General features: G+C 48.3%; 18 protein-coding genes and 2 pseudogenes. 6 read left to right on the top strand and 14 right to left on the bottom strand.

Translation table 11 applies throughout. From position 1 onward, the window contains the following. Positions 1-72: 72 nt before the first annotated feature. From AAX04_RS01690 to AAX04_RS01670, 5 genes are all read right to left on the bottom strand, one after another. Positions 73-873: a carbon-nitrogen hydrolase family protein gene (locus AAX04_RS01690; RefSeq protein WP_066793145.1), complete on the bottom strand. Its 801-nt coding sequence runs from the start codon at positions 871-873 to the stop codon at positions 73-75. A 166-nt stretch (positions 874-1,039) separates the two neighbouring features. After that, positions 1,040-1,396 (bottom strand): nucleotidyltransferase domain-containing protein, encoded by a 357-nt coding sequence (locus AAX04_RS01685; RefSeq protein WP_066793143.1) that lies wholly within the window; start codon positions 1,394-1,396, stop codon positions 1,040-1,042. After that, complete coding sequence (locus tag AAX04_RS01680; RefSeq protein ID WP_066793141.1) at positions 1,372-1,758, bottom strand: HEPN domain-containing protein; 387 nt, start codon at positions 1,756-1,758, stop codon at positions 1,372-1,374. Before AAX04_RS01680 ends, AAX04_RS01685 begins: the two co-directional genes overlap by 25 nt. Positions 1,759-2,353: 595 nt before the next feature. After that, positions 2,354-3,244, bottom strand: coding sequence for an arginase family protein (locus AAX04_RS01675; RefSeq protein ID WP_066793138.1), 891 nt, complete (start codon positions 3,242-3,244; stop codon positions 2,354-2,356). Between the two features lie 50 nt (positions 3,245-3,294). Then, entirely contained in the window at positions 3,295-3,702 is a 408-nt protein-coding gene (locus AAX04_RS01670; protein ID WP_066793136.1) for a PIN domain-containing protein, read from the bottom strand. Positions 3,703-3,828: 126 nt separating this feature from the next. Between AAX04_RS01670 and AAX04_RS01665 the strand changes: the two genes are divergently transcribed. After that, complete coding sequence (locus AAX04_RS01665) at positions 3,829-4,812, top strand: transposase (protein ID WP_202904406.1); 984 nt, start codon at positions 3,829-3,831, stop codon at positions 4,810-4,812. Positions 4,813-4,974: 162 nt separating this feature from the next. On the opposite strand, the gene AAX04_RS01660 is transcribed toward AAX04_RS01665, so the two are convergent. The 6 genes from AAX04_RS01660 to AAX04_RS01635 form a co-directional block, all read right to left on the bottom strand. After that, positions 4,975-5,193 (bottom strand): AbrB/MazE/SpoVT family DNA-binding domain-containing protein, encoded by a 219-nt coding sequence (locus tag AAX04_RS01660; RefSeq protein ID WP_066793134.1) that lies wholly within the window; start codon positions 5,191-5,193, stop codon positions 4,975-4,977. Positions 5,194-5,923: 730 nt separating this feature from the next. After that, positions 5,924-6,691 (bottom strand): phosphate ABC transporter ATP-binding protein, encoded by a 768-nt coding sequence (locus AAX04_RS01655; RefSeq protein WP_238377759.1) that lies wholly within the window; start codon positions 6,689-6,691, stop codon positions 5,924-5,926. Beyond that, positions 6,684-7,523 carry a PstA family ABC transporter permease gene (locus AAX04_RS01650; protein ID WP_066793132.1) on the bottom strand — a complete coding sequence of 280 codons (840 nt, stop codon included), beginning with the start codon at positions 7,521-7,523 and terminating at the stop codon, positions 6,684-6,686. Before AAX04_RS01650 ends, AAX04_RS01655 begins: the two co-directional genes overlap by 8 nt. Next, a complete protein-coding gene (gene pstC / locus AAX04_RS01645) occupies positions 7,520-8,425 on the bottom strand; it encodes a phosphate ABC transporter permease subunit PstC (protein WP_066793130.1) in 906 nt (301 codons plus the stop codon). Before pstC ends, AAX04_RS01650 begins: the two co-directional genes overlap by 4 nt. Before the next feature lie 4 nt (positions 8,426-8,429). Further along, complete coding sequence (gene pstS, locus AAX04_RS01640) at positions 8,430-9,626, bottom strand: phosphate ABC transporter substrate-binding protein PstS (RefSeq protein ID WP_066793128.1); 1,197 nt, start codon at positions 9,624-9,626, stop codon at positions 8,430-8,432. Positions 9,627-9,743: 117 nt separating this feature from the next. Continuing rightward, complete coding sequence (locus AAX04_RS01635; protein WP_066793123.1) at positions 9,744-11,597, bottom strand: hypothetical protein; 1,854 nt, start codon at positions 11,595-11,597, stop codon at positions 9,744-9,746. A gap of 109 nt (positions 11,598-11,706) precedes the next feature. Here AAX04_RS01635 and AAX04_RS01630 point away from each other — a divergent pair, with 109 nt between their 5' ends. Together AAX04_RS01630 and AAX04_RS01625 are read left to right on the top strand one after the other, a co-directional pair. Beyond that, entirely contained in the window at positions 11,707-12,039 is a 333-nt protein-coding gene (locus AAX04_RS01630) for a hypothetical protein (RefSeq protein ID WP_066793121.1), read from the top strand. A gap of 112 nt (positions 12,040-12,151) precedes the next feature. After that, positions 12,152-12,514 carry a DUF6114 domain-containing protein gene (locus AAX04_RS01625; RefSeq protein WP_066793119.1) on the top strand — a complete coding sequence of 121 codons (363 nt, stop codon included), beginning with the start codon at positions 12,152-12,154 and terminating at the stop codon, positions 12,512-12,514. A 50-nt stretch (positions 12,515-12,564) separates the two neighbouring features. Here the strand turns inward: AAX04_RS01625 and hutI are convergent, their stop codons facing one another. Further along, positions 12,565-13,773 (bottom strand): imidazolonepropionase, encoded by a 1,209-nt coding sequence (gene hutI / locus AAX04_RS01620; protein ID WP_066793283.1) that lies wholly within the window; start codon positions 13,771-13,773, stop codon positions 12,565-12,567. Positions 13,774-13,854: 81 nt separating this feature from the next. Between hutI and AAX04_RS01615 the strand changes: the two genes are divergently transcribed. Beyond that, positions 13,855-15,333: an aromatic amino acid ammonia-lyase gene (locus AAX04_RS01615; RefSeq protein ID WP_066793281.1), complete on the top strand. Its 1,479-nt coding sequence runs from the start codon at positions 13,855-13,857 to the stop codon at positions 15,331-15,333. 89 nt (positions 15,334-15,422) lie between these two features. Here the strand turns inward: AAX04_RS01615 and AAX04_RS11595 are convergent. Next, positions 15,423-15,688, bottom strand: a pseudogene (locus AAX04_RS11595) (PaREP1 family protein). A gap of 228 nt (positions 15,689-15,916) precedes the next feature. Then, positions 15,917-16,060, bottom strand: coding sequence for a hypothetical protein (locus AAX04_RS11780; RefSeq protein ID WP_156519641.1), 144 nt, complete (start codon positions 16,058-16,060; stop codon positions 15,917-15,919). A gap of 88 nt (positions 16,061-16,148) precedes the next feature. Between AAX04_RS11780 and AAX04_RS01605 the strand changes: the two genes are divergently transcribed. Further along, entirely contained in the window at positions 16,149-16,583 is a 435-nt protein-coding gene (locus AAX04_RS01605) for a 50S ribosomal protein L14 (protein ID WP_066793111.1), read from the top strand. A gap of 132 nt (positions 16,584-16,715) precedes the next feature. Then, positions 16,716-17,002 (top strand): annotated as a pseudogene (locus AAX04_RS01600) (hypothetical protein); the annotation flags it as partial.

The following is a 17,002-nucleotide window of genomic DNA, read 5'->3' as shown; positions in this document are numbered from 1 at the left end:
GCAGGGTTTTATAAACCTGATACTGAGCCCCACACAGCAGGGCAACCCACCCTAAAGGGCGAGGCTTGTAGTTCATTTAGTCACTACGATCCTAACATTCCTGAAGTAATTACTCGCTAAATCATCCAGGTAACCCCTCCTGGCCCTTGCATAGTCAATATCCTGGCGATTCAAGACCGCGTTGAATAACCCCTCAACACCCAGGTCTACAGTGAGTACGTATTCACCATTAGGTGACGCAATAAAGCTGCCGCCGAGGACATCGCGACCGTCTGGGTACTTATACCCAGTCCCTAGGGACGCTACGAAATAGGCGGAGTTCTCAAACGCCCTAACCAGGCCGAGGCTCCTCCACAGCTGTACCCTATCAACACTTATACTGCCTGGGTTCGCTATGATGTCTACGTAATTCAACGCAAGGACCCTGGTAATCTCCGGGTACATAGCGTCAACGCATATCACGCACCCAACCCTCCAACCACCAAGTTCGACAACCCCAAGTCTTTTACCATTACCTACTCGCCCCCTTTCGTGAGTGGCCTTAGATGGCATTATCTTCTCCGAGTAATTAACCAAACCATCACCACCAACAATCGGGCACACACTGACTACCCTATTACCAAAATCAACATACACACTACCACCAATAATTAGGGCACTAACCTCACTAGATACCTCCCTAAGTAAGCCGATATACTCGTCAAACTCCACACGACTCAAAACCCTAGTACCCACCCAATTCTCAGGGAGAACGACCAAATCAACAGACAAACCCCTAACCAAACCCCTTAACCAATCAATGCCCTCAACATAGCCACTAAACCTCCTGACCTGGGCAACACCAACCCTAAACACCTCACCCACGCCAAGCATGCCAACCCCGCCCTAAAGAACATCCAGTTAAATACTGTAATTAAAATCCAGCGTGATTGATGTGGATGAATGAAGTATCAATACTTTATTCGGGGTTGATCAGGGCAAAATTTTGCCATGGGTTGATCAGTAAAACAATGGTTAAGAAGTACACAAAACACCTAGATTAATGTATGCCGTATTCAGTAAGTAGGTCGTCTAGCCTCCTCGCCTCTTTCTTTAGCTGTTTGATCCAGGTTGTTGGTGCTTCGTTCCACTCCCTCTCTGTGTATATGAAGAACTCGATGCCTGGTTCAAGGAGGTCTGTCAGTAGCTCCCTCCTCCTTAGGTGGTTTAGCCCCTCTACGTCATTGCTTATGATTACGAGGTCTATATCGCTATCGTCCCTGTAATCACCCCTAGCCCTTGAACCAACCACGTACACATCAATTAAGTTAATCCTGCTCTTAACCTTACCTACGAATTCTAAAGCCCTCCTCAGCATCCTCACCTGGCTCTCTAACGCAGATTTCGCCTTACCCATTCAATCACCCTACTAGCCCTCTCAAGGGCCTCCTCGGCATCAGCCCTAGTGTAGATTTCGTACGGTACTGCATTGGCTGCATCAGGATACCTACTTGTAGTGTAATGCGCTGTTAATGCCCTTAAATCATCAATTATTGGCGATACATCAAGGCCAAGTTCATCCCTAACCAGGTAACCCATCTCCACCAGATCATGCCCCCTGTACGACCTACCCCAGGATAATAGTAATGCTTTCAATGCCTTCTCGACGGCCTGCTGAGCCCAAAATGCACTGGCGTAATAATCACCTGAGTTCAGGGAATTCCTAGCCGTCTCCAGATCCCTAACCGCCTGCATGAGCCACTTATCGCGCTCAGTCATCTTCTCTAAATCCTAAACCACCCAGCTTAAATACCCACCCACAGCCAACCAGTGTTTATATCCACTTTAACACCTAGTTGAGTTAATGAAGTTTTAATGATCATTTACAGGGTAAGGGAATTAATTAACTGTGGCAATATTGTTTATTGTTTACTAGTCATGTTGATTTTCCTAGTAAGGTTAATCACTATGCATCTTGGCCATTGCCTAGTATGACTCCTGGTCTTTTGGTTAAGGTTTACTTAGTCAACAGCACTAGCATAAAATCATGGGTACTTTCATCGATGTTTACGCTAACGCCAAATGACATTTTGCCTATGTTGCCATGAGCCGCTCAGCAACCTTAACCATACCATTCAACAACGTTAATTGGCTGTACGCGCTTAAGAGTGGATATCCTTGAACATATCCTTCAATGAGTATAGCGCATCAATGCTAATACCGTAACCTACATTAAAGGTATGTGAGGTCTTTAAGAGTCTTAGAGAAGGTCGGTATGAGGATGCTGGTGAGAGAGGGCATTCACGTACATGATGTTTTAAGTTGGGATGTGGAGAAGGTGAGGGACAAGATTAAGGATGAGATTGTAGGTTATTTAACCATGCCACATTGCGCTTAGCAGTAGTGTTGACGCTAGCATGCTTGTCATGTCGTTGATGTCGAAGGGTGGCGTTACCTCAACCACATCGAAGACCCTTGGCCTAAGCCTCTTAGTCATTTCACGGACTAGCCTAATCACCTCCCTGGACGTGAATCCACCTGGGGATGGGCTGTTGACGCCTGGGGCGAAGGCTGGGTCAACGGCATCCAGGTTAACGCTAACGTGAGTGACCCTATCCCTGGCACCCTCCACCAACTCATTGATCACGTTCTCCACTCCATGCAAATCAATGTAGTCCATTGTGTATACTTGAATACCCAGCTTCTTAGCTTCATCAAGTAGGTATGGTGCATTTGAATGCGGCCTAACACCCACGATGGCTATGAACACCCCTGGGTCAACCTCCCTAATCCACCTAACCACCTGCCCACTCGTCAAGCCCTCACTAACCACCCTAACGTCTGGGTGCGCGTCAAGTAGTATGTAGGCTAACCCACCGTTAACAGTCCTCCTCAAGCCCCTAAAGGCAGCATATGAGGTGGTACTGTCACCACCAATAACAAGAAGCTCCCTAACCAGGCCCAGGGCCTCAGCCACAGTCTCCTCAACCCTACGCCAAGTCTCCCTATGATCACCGACAACCACATCAACATCACCAAGGTCAACAATACTCAACCCATCATGTATCATGGGTGAGGTGTACAGCCATGACCTAACCCTGGTTGGAGCCAACCTGGAACCCGGCCTAGTGCCCACTGCCCCATCCCAGGGGACACCGAGGATACCCACATCACCTCTAACCCAGCCCCTCCTAATCACCTCACCAACCCTAACATCCCCAGGATCCTTAATGAACTTATACATGGACTCCCTCACGAAGGGCATGACTAGGCATTACCACTGTGTTATTAAAAAGTTATTAATTTACTTAACAACTAAACATCAAGCACCTTAATGCCAAGTCTCCCTGCCCTCCTCCTTAGTCTCTCATCGAAAGTGAGCAGAGGTTTACCTAACCTATGGGCGATACCCAGGATAACCATATCATTAAAGCTCCCAAGCCCTAAATTCATCCTTAACATAGTATGTAGCGCCCATTCAATGGCATCACCTTCGCAAACAATTGTGGTCTTCCCATATTTAACAATGCTAGTAATTATTTCTGCAACCTTCTCAGCTGGTATGTTAATTGATCTAAAGAACCACGCTAACTCATAAATAACAATGGTGGGAACGTACCATTTACTGAGGCTATTCAACACCTTATCGGCCTTAGCATGCTCCTTTGAGTCCTCAATCACGTAAAATATCAATACATTTGTGTCAATTACCAACTCTTGCATTGTTCATTAGCCGTCTCTCTGGAGGCGGTGGGTTATTCCCACCGTCTCCTTCTCGACGGTCTCCCTGGGGCCGCTCACCGCAGTGGCTCCCCAACGGTCGCCAGGGGTACGGTTAGGGTGTTGGGGATGGGTTTAAACTTAATTGGGATTCCCCTTGTGGGTTTCATAACTATTAGGTTGCCGTTTGATGTTAATGGGGATACGGCTAAGGAGTTATTATCAACTGCTTGGTTGTTCAAAATAGCTACACATAGGGTCTTATCCTTAGCGAGGCAGCAAAATCTACTGCCTGGGAGCAAGATTGGTTGGAAGAACATGTTTAGGGAAGTGGCCTATGGAATTATCCCGAATCGTAGGTATGCTGACGGTGCCGTGACTCTCGTAATGGGCATCTACGAGTCTTGCAGGACGTTGGGCGTTGACTTTAGGGGTGTTGAATTGGGTGATTGGCTCATGTTTCAACAAAGCGAATTGGAGTACCCTGCCAAAAGCATCACCCTAAAGCCCAATTATGAGTTTCACGTGACTACGGTTAGGTTTGATGGGTCGGTTGGTAGGGTTGTTATAAAGCCCACAATACCCAAGAATTATGAGAAGCTCCTAGGTGCAATCACCACCAAGCGTGTTGGGTACATGGGTAGGGTTGTGGTTAGGGACTACGGTGTTAGGGGTAGTCAACTGTGGGTTCACGGTGAGGTTCAAGTAACAATACCGATGGATGTTTATCATGAGCGCATGGCTAGGCATAAACGCAATGGTGGTAAACTATTTGGTGGCGTCGATGTTAACACCGATAGGATTAACCTAGCAATCATTGATGAAGACAGCGAACTCATTGATAACAAAACATTCTGGTTCAGTGAGGTGACTGCACGAGGCTTTCCCAAGCACAGGGCTTGGAGCATAATTGGCATGAGGGTTCACGAGATGCTTAATTACGCCTACCACCACGGCGTTAAAACATTATTCCTAGAAAACCCGGATGTTCTCGGTAGGCTGAGGCTAATGTGGGTTAGGGGTGGCGATAGGAGGCATGAGAATTACAATCACAAGGTCTCAATATTTAGAAGCACAATCATCGAGAAAATAACCATGAAGGCACCACTATAATTAGGCTCGGTTACGTGAATCCAAAAGGTACAACAAACTCAACAGAACACGACGAACTAATGAGAAAGTACAGGCTAGACAAACACACAGCATCAGCCTACTCAATAGCCCTAAAAGGACTCACCCACCAACAAAAATAAACACCACAAATAACCACGAAAATCAAAAACAGCTCTCTTCAATCAGTTTATTAATATCATCAATGTTTAATTCCCTGCCTAACTTAATCTTTGGTATCTCCTGAACGACCTTCCTGATAACGATCTCGTCGCCCCTAACTTCAATACTAACTAAATCGCCAATCTTAATCCCTAGCTTCTCCCTAACATAGGCAGGTATCGTAATTCGGTAATTTCTGGTAACCTTAATTAAATTCTTCATAAACTGTGGTATGCTTGGTTCCTTAATAAGTCTTCACTCGTAATCTATAGTTTCCTAGTCATTACCACTGCGAATTATGTTCACCAATACTGTGGCATATAACTCCTCTCTTAATCTTACTGTTCCTATCTGAACGTAGCAGCTATAATCCTTCCCTGAAATCCCCTTAACGGCTATTCCCAGTAGGCCAGCCAGGTAATCGTTGGTTAAAGTCTCCCTTTCGGCCCAGAGATTATTGCGTTTGAGGACAAGGGCTCCGCTTCAGCATCATCCTCGGTCGCTGAGACCTAGAGTGTGTTAGGGAGTACTGGAGTACTAAAAATAAGAACTATCCCAATGAGTGCTTCCCCAGAGACCAAGCCTCCATTGCAGTTGAAAAACCATATAATTAACAAATAACGAGAAGTAATCAAAACTACCGAAAAGTAACGACAAACTCAAGAAAAACTCAAGAAGCCTATCGCTCTCGAAGACGCTATTTACTAACGCCACCGTTAGCTCTTCCTTCCCCTTCCTCGTCTTTAGCCTTAACCTTACCCTCACCGCCAAGGTTAACCACCCAGGGGTAATAGCCTACTAATCCTCCCGTTTACTTTAACAGGCTCCTTAAGTACGTATAGTCTACACAATCCTACTTATGCATGTTCTCTCACCATATGGTATAAAAACCTTCTGTAATTAGCAGGATCGGCTCTTATTCTCTAGCTAGTTCATTTAATTTGTAATCATCCTAAACTCTGCCCATTACGTACATCTCCGTTAGCTTATTGGACGGTGTTGAGAACACGATCTTAGTAGGCCCCCACTCAATTAACCTGCCGTCGTAGAGGAAAGCCACGTAGTCTGAGATCCTCATGGCCTGCTGTGGGTTATGAGTGACCAGTACTATTGTTATGCTTCTACGTAGCTCAGTAATTAACTGCTCTATCTTTCTCGCATTAACGACGTCCACCATTGATGTTGGTTCATCCATTAGGAGGACCTCTGGTTTTAACGCCAATGCCCTGGCTATGACTAACCTCTGCTGTTGACCACCAGATAGTTTACCGGCTGGTGAATTTAACCTACTGTTCACCTCATCCCATAGGTGCACCTGCTCAAGCACAGACCTAACAATCTCCCTTAGCCTTGCCTTATCCTTAACGATGCCGTTTGCCCTCAATGCGTAGGCTATGTTATCGTAAATGCTCATGTGTGGGAATGGGTTAGGCTGCTGAAAAACCATACCAACCCTCCTCCTAAGCACCACAGGGTCCATTGAGAATATGTCTTCACCATCAAGTGTCACCTTACCCTCAACCCTGGCATCCCTGTTCAGCTCTATTATCCTATTAAACGTCTTAAGTAGTGTTGTCTTCCCAGAGCCGGAGGGGCCCATTATAGCGAAGACACTGTTCCTAGGTATGGCTAATCCACTAACATCCTTAAGTACATGCACCCTCCCAAGCCATACATTAAGTCTCTCCACCCTGATTACGATGGGCTTGGAGTCACTCACGTAAACCACCCTTGCTTAACGATAACCTAACGGCAATGTAAATGCCGAGTACGATTAAGGAGAGAACTAGCGATGCTCCCCATGCAACCTCCTGCCAATTGGTATAGGGGCTGAAGGCGTAGACAAATATGAGCACCGGCACGGCGGAGACTGGGGATAGTGGGCTGTTGGCGAGTATGTCGAAGGATGTGGCGGTGGTGAAGAGAAGTGGGGCGGTCTCCCCAAAGATCTTAGCCATTCCAATTAAGACACCTGTAATTACCCCACCCTTACCTTCCGTAAGTATGATCTTAGCCACATGGCCCTCCCTTAAGCCAAGGGCCACTGCAGCCTCATAGACCACCTCCTTGGGTATTTTCATAGCCTCCACAGCCTGTATCGTGGTGTACGGTATCATTATCACGGCTAAGGCTATTGAGGCCGTGAGGGCGCTTAATCCAAGGCCCAGTGCCAGCCCAAAGATTAGGAATACAGATATTCCAATCACTATCGTCGGGAACTCAACCATAATATCCATCAGCGCCCTACCCAACTTAGCGATAGGTGAATCCTCATGCAGAGTTATGTGGAGGGCTGTCAGTAGGGAGAGGGGTGTGGCGATGGCCATTGCCATACCAACTATTAGTAGGCTACCCTCTATGACTGTGCCTATGCCACCTAGGCTATTAGTGCCCGGTAGTGGCGGCCTCTTGAGAAGGAAACCTAACCCAGCCTTAGCTAGCACTAATGCGCCATTATAGGCTACGGCCCCTAGTATCCAGAAGAATGGTGCAAAAACCAGCGCGGTTGCTGCCAGTGTCAAGGATAAGATTAATGCTTCTTGGCCCTTCACCTGGCACCACCCCTCAGCAAGACTAACTTAGACGCAATGATGAAGGTAAGCCCTATTGCGAAGAGCAGCAGCGCCAGGGATAGCATGGCGGATTGCTCAATCTGGGTATAGGCGCTTCCAAACTGGTTAGCTATCAGGGATGGTATTGTTATGCCGGGTGACAGTAGGCTTTGGGACACTTTAAGAACTCCACCCACGGTTAATGCTACAGCCACGGTTTCACCAATCCCCCTACCAAGGGCTAGGCTTAATGCGCCAAGTAGGGACTTAGCTATGTAGGATAGCTTTATCTTGACAGCATCCAGCTTCGTAAGCCCCAGGGCGTAAATACCCTCAACCATGACGCTGGGCACTTGGGCATAAACCTCCCTAACCAGTGATGAGGCGAAGGGGGTTATCATCACGGCTAGGACTGTGGCTGCGAGCAGATAAGAGCCGCCAATGGGTCTTGTGGAGAAGAGTGGTATGAAGCCTAGGTTACTGTGAAGCCATGTGAACAACGTTGGGTTAAGCGTAGGTCCAAGCACATAAAGCCCCCAGAAGCCGTAGATTACTGTTGGGAAGCCAGCCATCATATCGTTAATGGCTATTAAAAGCCCCCTTAACCTACCTGGAGTAAATTCATTTATGAATATTGCTGAGCCCACTGCAAGTGGCATGGACATGGTCACGGCAACTAGGGAAACCACGAATGTCCCATAGATGGCCGCTAGGCCGCCGAAGGAGCCTGCATTTGGATCCCACCTATTCGTCGTGTAGATTAATAAGCCCTCCTTGGTGAGTGCAGGTAGTGAATAGTACACTAGGGCCCCTAGCATGGCACCTACCAATGCAACCACAATAATGACACCTAGTGATGAAAAAGGCCAGCCCCTGATTTTAACCACAAACTCTGTCTTCATACTCTCACCCAATTAAGTTAGCCACCGGCTTACCGTTACACGTCATGTCATTGCCAAGTTCATCAACTAGCTTCTGCGCCACTGCGCTAGGTAATGGTACGTAACCCGTAAGCAGCTCATGCTGCCCCTGGGTTAGTATATATTTAAGGAATAGATATACGGCAATAGCCTTATTGCAGTCAGTGTAATTAGCTGGCGCATGCAGGTAGGAACCGCCGACTATCGGGTATGCGCCTTGTGCCTTTATATTCATGAATATGCCGGCATACGGGTACCAATTATCGAGCACACTGGGTAACTGAGCTAAGTTCACTGCGTTGAGCGCGTTGAGCGTACTGCTGGGACTTGGGATCACGAACTCCCCCGTGGCTGGGTTCCGAACAGCAGCAACACTTAGATTATTAACTATGGCGTAGTTAAGCTCCACGTAACCTATAGACCACGGGTTCTGCTTAACATAAGCAGTAACGCCTTCGTTACCCTTACCACCAAGCCCAGTACCTAACTGGTCCACTGGCCAGTTAACCACGTAACCATAACCCACACCACTACTCCTCCAAACCTCTGAGGATTTCTGGAGCCATAAGGTTAACGTGAAGGTGGTTCCACTCCCATCACTCCTGTGGACAGCTATTATCCTCTCGTGCGGGAAATGGAAACCGGGGTTTATCGCCGTTATGTTTGGATCATCCCAATACTGTATCTTCCCCGTGTAAATACCGGCTATTATATCCGCTGTGAGGTTTAAAGTGCCCTTAAAGCCGGGTATATTGTATATGAATGCCTCGGCACCTATAGAGTCAGGTATAGTAACCACCTTGCCGTAAATCTTCGTGGCATTTTCATAAAGCTGCGTTGGCATAGGTACATCAGAGGCCCCTATATCGTAAACACCCTGCAGCAGCCTAGTTACACCTGTCCCACTACCAACACTATCATAGGTAATTGAAATGCTGGGGTAAATCGATGTGAAGTTACGTATCCATACCTCCATCTGAGGATATATCCATGTAGAGCCACCAGCCCTAATGGTAGCACTCACCATAAGACTAGTAGTGGTGACGACTTTACTAGTGGTAGTGGTGGCTTTACTTTGGCCAGAGTTCTTAAACATCAATGAGTATGATGCTACTACTGCTACTGCAATCACTATTACTATCACTACCCCTAGTATTACCGGTTTACTGGTTAGGCTACCCATCGCTTAGGCATTCAACCTTACCCTATAAGTGCGTTATGTTAGTAAAATAGGAACATTATATATTGATATATAGAGAAAGTATACTCAATTGCATATAATACATCATTCTACTTCGTCTTAACCCTTAACCTTGAATATGTAGACTGGGTAAGCTACACCCCTATTGTAGGGTAGTATGACTACGCCCTCACCGAACCTGGCCACCATGGTGTAGTTGCTTAGGTACTGGGTGGTGACTAGGTAGACTGTGCCGTTTAGGCTTAGAGCCGTGTCCAATGGGTTATCGCTAACCACCACGCCTCTACCGAACCTATCGGCTAGGTGTATGAATGTGTATAGGCAGTAATCGGTTACGTACGTACCATTCAAATGGTGTGCAACGTAAACCCCAGCCTCATAGGCGAACCCCTCCTCGAGTGGTGTTACGCAAGCCCTTGAGAATGGGCCCTGGACCGTAATGACCTCGGGCCCTATTGAGGGTATTACGTAATTCACTATTGATGACCATGACCAGGCTATGTCGAGGAGAACCAACACAGCTAACAAAGCCGCTGAAAGCGCCCTAGGCCTAGTTGCCAATGGGGCTAGGGCTATTGGTAAGGTTAAGGCCCAGATCCACCAGGAAATGAAACTGCTTGATGGCATTAGGCCTGAGGGGAGTAGTATTACTAGGAGCCAGAGGAGTAGGGTATACAGTATGAAGTTACCCCTCCTCCAATTGTGGCTGACCAGTATTAGGAGTGGCCAGTAGGCGACCACAAGTTGAATCAGGTAACCCTCAATGGCCTGGTATGGTGGGATACCACTTGAGTAGACTAGGCTACTGGATACCGATAAGCCAACTTGGGTGTGGGTTACCGTGAGCATGGTGAAGTTTGTGTAGAAGGCATCTGCAGCAACCCCTATTAGTGCTAATCCAAGCCACCTGGGGTCCCTATCCTTAACTGCGAAGTAGGATATGAAGATTAATGCCGTTAAGGTTGCCGAGACCTGGTGGGCTAACGCCGATAGGACTGTTAAGGCTAGTAAGGGTAGCCAATACCTCTTGTGGGATTCAATGTGCAGGTGCATGATGGCCATGGTTAAGAGCAGCATCACGAGGCCAAGCATCAGCATTGCGAACTCCCAGGATAGGGTGAACATTGTTGGGTATAGGGTGAAGATTAAGGAGGCGATTAAGGCATCACCCTGGTTAACCCTCATCCTCCTAAGCATGAAGTTCATGGAAACCCCCAGTAAGCCCAAGAGGACTGCATTATTGAACTTGAATATCAGCCAGGGGTTAACCAGGTGGGCTACTGGGTAAAGCAGGAGGAAGAGGAGTGGTGGAAGTGCATTAGGCCCCCCGTACCACCTAGTGTAGGTGAAGAAGGTTGGCTTAATCAAATAATCCATTAGGGTTGCGGTGTATTCAGGTGTATCATAGCCAACGAACCACGGCCACGAAACCAGCTCTGGAATCATGCGGACTATGAATGGTATTAGGAAAGCGAACAGGTAACTGTACTTAACCATGAAGGCCCCTGCGGCGTCAATAAAGCCCATCAGTACGTCCCCTATGGCTACGCCGCCATGGTCAATGTAAGCCATGGCCACTAGCCCCACTCCATAAAGCTCAAAGCCGGTAGTCATTATGGAAGCGAGGATCAGTGAACCTGGGGCTGGACCCCAGCTCCCGGCGCCTATTAGCTGATATAGGCCGTTAGTTATTATAAAGTAGTTGAACACTAAGCCAACCCTACCCAGCCACGTTAAGGCTAACCCGATGGTTGCCGTTAATGCCCCAATGCCCCACTTGCTACTTAGCATCCTTAGGAATTGAACGGTTATCCCAATCATCATTAACCAGAGGGTTAAGTCAACCGGCCAATACCCCCTACTTAACTGAATTGAGGTTAGGATAGGTGATGTAACTATGATTAGCCAGGGTGACGCTGAGTTAATCGCATCCTCAAGCTTACCCATAAACATCCCCCGTTGCCACGTAATCTTTATTTTTAAAGTCTTAACGTTCACTTAACCTTAAACTACCAATATTATTAAGTTAAGTTATTTAAGCCTGTTAATCTGGGGATTATTAATGGGCGTGGATATTGATGAAGGCTTTAGGAGGAGGGTTCAGCAGCTCCACGGTAAGGTAATGGAGACATTCATGAGTGGGTCCTGTGAGGGATTAACCTTCGAGGCTATAGGTGACTGTGTTAGGGGTCAGTTAAGTGGGCTTGGCCTAAACGTGGTTGAGGTTAGGCTCCTAAACCTTGATGGTGTTGAAACCAGTAACCCAGATGATGTAAAGTACGTCAGGGCTGTGGCCAATGATGGCCAGGTGGACCACATATTTACATTCGCCGTGGTTAGGCGGAAGAACCTCTACAACGTCCTATACCTACAGTCAGCGGTAAGCATAAAATGACCCCTCCCCGCCTTTAAGGGCGAGACTTTAGGTACGTTGTAATGGATCAATTGCCTTAATTGGTGGATCGTGGGGCTGAAAAATATTTAAAACGGAACTTAGGTAAGTATCCATGGCTCAAATTAAAACACCCAGGGCGGCTTATGTGTTTTCGCTAATAGGTAGTATAATTATTCTAATTAGCGCCATAGTCGAGTTCATATTCACATCAGTCTTCAGCCTAATACCGTTCATCGGCCTATTGGGCATACCCTTCGTTGTGTTATCCATAATTGGCCTCATAGTGGGCGTCTTATCAGTGGCATTATCAATAAGGCTGGGTTCAACGGTAAGCGAGGGTGAGGCCCACGTAATAGGGGCGTTGTTGCTAATTCTGGCGATAGTCAGCTTCTTCACAGCCATCCTAGGAGGTTTCATTGTGGGTTTCCTACTGCTCCTGGTCGGCTCCATACTATCGTTAACCTGGAGACCCTAATCAAAATCCACCCCTCAGCTGAATGATGTGGAGGCACGGCTAACGTCTACCTAGTCACCATACTGTACAACGACCTCACCTCTTTTAATAACGGCCTTAGCCTTATTCATACCCAACTCGTAGGTTAACCACCTGTAGTTGGGTATATTCCAAATAACCACGTCAGCTAGGTAACCCGGCATTAACAAGCCCCTATCCCTTAGGCCTAGGCTATAGGCTGCATTAACGGTCGCCGCCATTAAGGCCTCCATGGGTGTTAGGCCAAGCATATGCGTTGACAGTTCCATGGCTAATTGCAGGCTTAACGACCAGGTGTTGGGGCTGAAGTCAGTGCCTATGGCGATTGGCACCCGGTTACCCCTGAGCGCATTGATGGGCGGCCTTTTACTGGTCCTATTGGTTAGTATGGTTATGGGTAGTAGGGTTGCCGTAACACCCTTATTAGCCATAGCCTTAATGTTGCTCTCAGGGGTGTTTAGCAGGTGGTCCATTGATGAGAAGTTGAAGTCCCTGACTAAGTCACTACACCCAATGTAGGCTAACTCATCTGCGTGGATCCTAACCCCAAATCCAGTCTCAACGGCTGATTTCAGCACTACCCTGGTTTCATCCACGGTGAACGCCCCCTCATCACAGAATACATCCACGAACTTGGCCAAGCCCCTAAGGCCGTTGATTGAGTTGGCCACACCTCTAACGTATTCATCCCTCCGCCCACTTCTCGGTGGTACGTGGGCTAGGAACGTGGGTATGACGTCGACTTTGCTTAGTCTCCCTAATTCATTAATCAACCTAAGTAGCCTAACCTCCTGCTCCATGGTTAAGCCGTAACCGCTCTTAACCTCAATGGTAGTGGTCCCGTGGCTCAACGCCCTGTTAAGCCTACCTAGGCCAATGCTGATTAATTCACTGTCACCGGCCCTAATCGTGTCGTTAATGGTCCTGTATATGCCGCCACCACCCTTAAGTATATCCTCATAGGTTGCGCCCATAACCTTCAACTCAAATTCATCCTCACGGGAGCCGGCGAATAGGAGGTGGGTGTGCGGGTCTATTAACCCGGCCGTGACTAGTAGGCCATCCGCATTCATCACCTGGCTGGCATTGTACCTACTCCTCACCACTTCCCAGGGCCCAAGGTCAGTAATTACGCCATTGTTGATCACTAGCCCGGCGTCCTCAAGAACCAGTGCCTCATCACCTGGCCTCCAGGGCATTGACTTCGCGGTAACCAATTGGCCAATCGGCCCTATTACCAACTGCGCCTTCACGTCATGTTAATGCGCAGGTGTTTAAAGGTGTTGTGGCAATGCATTAATAACCCAAGGGTACCTAGGCGTATGGTTGTTAGGCTGGGTGGGGAGGTGAAACTGAGCATTAGCGACGTTGTGAGGGTGGCTAGGCTTAACGAGGAGGTTGCCCTAAGCGAGGAGGCCCTCGGATTAATGATGGATTCCAGGGCAGTGTTGGAGGGGCTTGTTGCCAAGGGTATCAGCATGTATGGCGTTAACACTGGGCTTGGGGAGCTTTACAACGTGACCGTGGGGGCTGATGAAGTTGCCAGTAAATCAATAGAGCTCCTCATGGACCACGCCGCCGGTGTTGGGGACTATGCTCCCGATGACTGGGTTAGGGGCACCATGGCGGTTAGGGCTCACCAACTATCAAGGGGGTTCAGTGGTGTTAGGGAAGTGGTGGTGGATACGCTCATCCAGCTGTTGAACAGGGGGGTGGTGCCCATTGTGCCTAGGTTTGGTTCAGTGGGGGCTAGTGGTGACCTTGCGCCGCTAGCCCACATAGCGCTGGCAATGCTTGGTAGGGGGATGGTTAGGTTTAGGGGTGTGGCGGTTGAGGCACATGAGGCTTTGAGGGAGGCTGGAATACCTGAATTAAGGTTAAGTTACAAGGAGGCTCTGGCGCTGATAAACGGTAACAGCTACAGTACGGCGGTGGCCCTACTTGGGTTGTGGGATTCCCTAACCCTGGTTAAGGCGGCAATAGCCTCGATGGCACTGGCCCTTGAGGCATCTGGGGCATCCACGGCACCCTTCAACGCCGTTACTGACAGGACTAGGCTACACCCAGGTGAACGATGGGTTGCTGGTGCTGTGGTTAACATGGTTAAGGGTAGTTCCCTGGTCAACCTGTCTGGTAGGCTACAGGACCCGTACTCCATTAGGTGCATACCCCAGGTGGTTGGTTCAGTACTTGACTCAGTTAACTGGGCTGTTGAGACTGTTACCGATGAGGCGAACTCCGTGAGTGATAACCCAATTATCCTAGGGGGTGGTGCATCATCAACCTGCTTCTTCCACGGGCAGTACATAGCCCTACCAGTGGACCTAGCCAGGGTGGCCCTATCGGTATTGGGTAACCTAATTGAGAGGTTAATCATGCAGTTAATGAGGAGGGAGATAAACAATGTAGGCAACTACCTGGCCGATGGGCCATGGAGGGTTGGGTTAATGCTCACGCAGTACACCGCCGCATCACTTGCGGGTAGGTTGAGGGAACTGGCCTCACCATCAACGGTACACAACATACCCACGAGCGGGCTGCAGGAGGACGTGAACTCAATGAGCGCCAACTCAGCCATCAAGCTTCATGAGGCTAACCAAGCCCTATCAATGCTGGTGGCGCTACTGGCCTATGTATCGCACGCTGTACTTAAGGTTAAGGGTGAGTGTGGGGGATGCGGCGGGTTAACCAAGGTAGTGTATAAGTTAATTGATGAGGCAGTTGCCGGTAAGCCTACCATCAACGATGCCGTAGGCTCCATCATGGGTAGGTTAAGTGAACTTGCATCATTAGCTCAATGACAAAATTAATCACTGATTAATGATTATCTCCCTTGCCTCATTAATCATCGTTTCCACTTTCCTAACACCCACCTTAACGTAATCCACGGTTAACTCACCCTCATGAAGGCCCAAACGTGAAGGCCGTATGCGGAATTCCACCCATCCAATACCCAATCACCTAATTGAGAGGCCAAGGTTTTGTGGCCCTGCTCAGCAAGTAAGTATACCACCTACCCTCCCTTAATGCCTCCTGGTACTCAACTGTCTTGAATTTCTCCGCCAGCGCCTTAATAACCTCCTCAGTGGCCTTGTATGCCCTTTCCGATGCATGAACTGGGTCACCCCTATCCAGGTATTCACGGCACTCCGCCATGTAAGTTTCAGCAAATATTAATCCTCTCCCTAATCACCGTCTCTCTGGAGGCGGCGGGTTGTATTCGTTTACCCGCCGTCTCCTTCTCGACGGTCGCCCCAGGCCCCCTCACCGCAGCGGCTCCCCACCCGTCGCCGGGGGTTCCCAGCCACTACGGATCTCGGAAACCCAGGGGCACTAATAAAGGCGCTAAGGTTAAGTTTTATAAACTTATCTGAGGATTAACCATTAACAGAAATAAACACTACAAATGATTATGAAAACCTCTGGGTCTTCCCTGCTTAAGGCGGTGAGTAGCACATCCACTACGTCAATGCCCCTTTCCATCAGCCTCCTGGCCAATTCCACAACATTCTTCATATCGCTTGGCACATTTCATTTAGGTTGGCCTAGAATTTAAGCGCCTGGGTGGGTATCGATGTTGGGTAAAGGTTAAATAGGGCTTTGCCACGTGGCTATTATGGCTAAGAGGGGTGGACCACGTACAGTGGGTGTTCCGTGGAGGTTTCACTTAACGCCTGGCATATTCATGAATAGCCTGGTTCCTGTTGCAGATAACAGTGGGGCTAAGTTGGTTAGGGTCATTGGTATAGTTGGGCACTACTCCAAGAGTGTGCATAGGAGGATACCAGGGGCCAGCGTGGGTGATATGGTCGTTGTCAGTGTTCAGGAGGGTAAGCCTGAGATGAGGAAGCAGATACTTAGGGCAATTGTGGTTAGGCAGAGGAGACCCTTCAGGAGACCGGACGGTACGTGGATTGCATTTGAGGATAACGCAGTGGTCATAGTCACTGAGGAGGGGCAGGTTAAGGGCACTGAAATACATGGCCCAGTGGCCATGGAGGCTGCCCAGAGGTGGCCCCAGGTGGCCTCAATAGCAACCATGATCATTTAAATTCATGAACCGTGATGAGTGCCAGAGACCTGACTCGGTGAGTGAGGGATTTGAACGCTGACCTCCCTTGGCTTGTCAAGTCTCGCCCTTCTGGGGTGAAGGTTTTTAAGATGGGTGTTTTTCTTTCTTTTGTTGTTGCGTAGGTCTGTGGCTGTTGAGTTGGAGGTTGCTAAGGAGCTTAATAGGTTGCTCTATTCAGTTGAAACCATGTACCTTAACATTATTCGTGAGGTTGTTGCTTATGCCGTTAAGCACAATGTTACGAGCGCAACACGGCTTCAAAGGCTTTTTTACCGTAAGTATAGGCAGGAGTATCCGGGCTTGCATGCTCACTTAGTAATCCAGGCGATTAGGCAAGCCTCTGAGGTTGCGGAATCATTCGTTAAAAGGGGAATGAGGAGCTTGGTGAGCAAGCCCTA

This window comes from Caldivirga sp. MU80, assembly GCF_001663375.1.
In the GTDB taxonomy this organism is placed as follows: Archaea; Thermoproteota; Thermoprotei; order Thermoproteales; family Thermocladiaceae; genus Caldivirga.
Note: the sequence above shows the minus strand (reverse complement) of the source record. Positions and strands in the feature narration are given on the sequence as shown.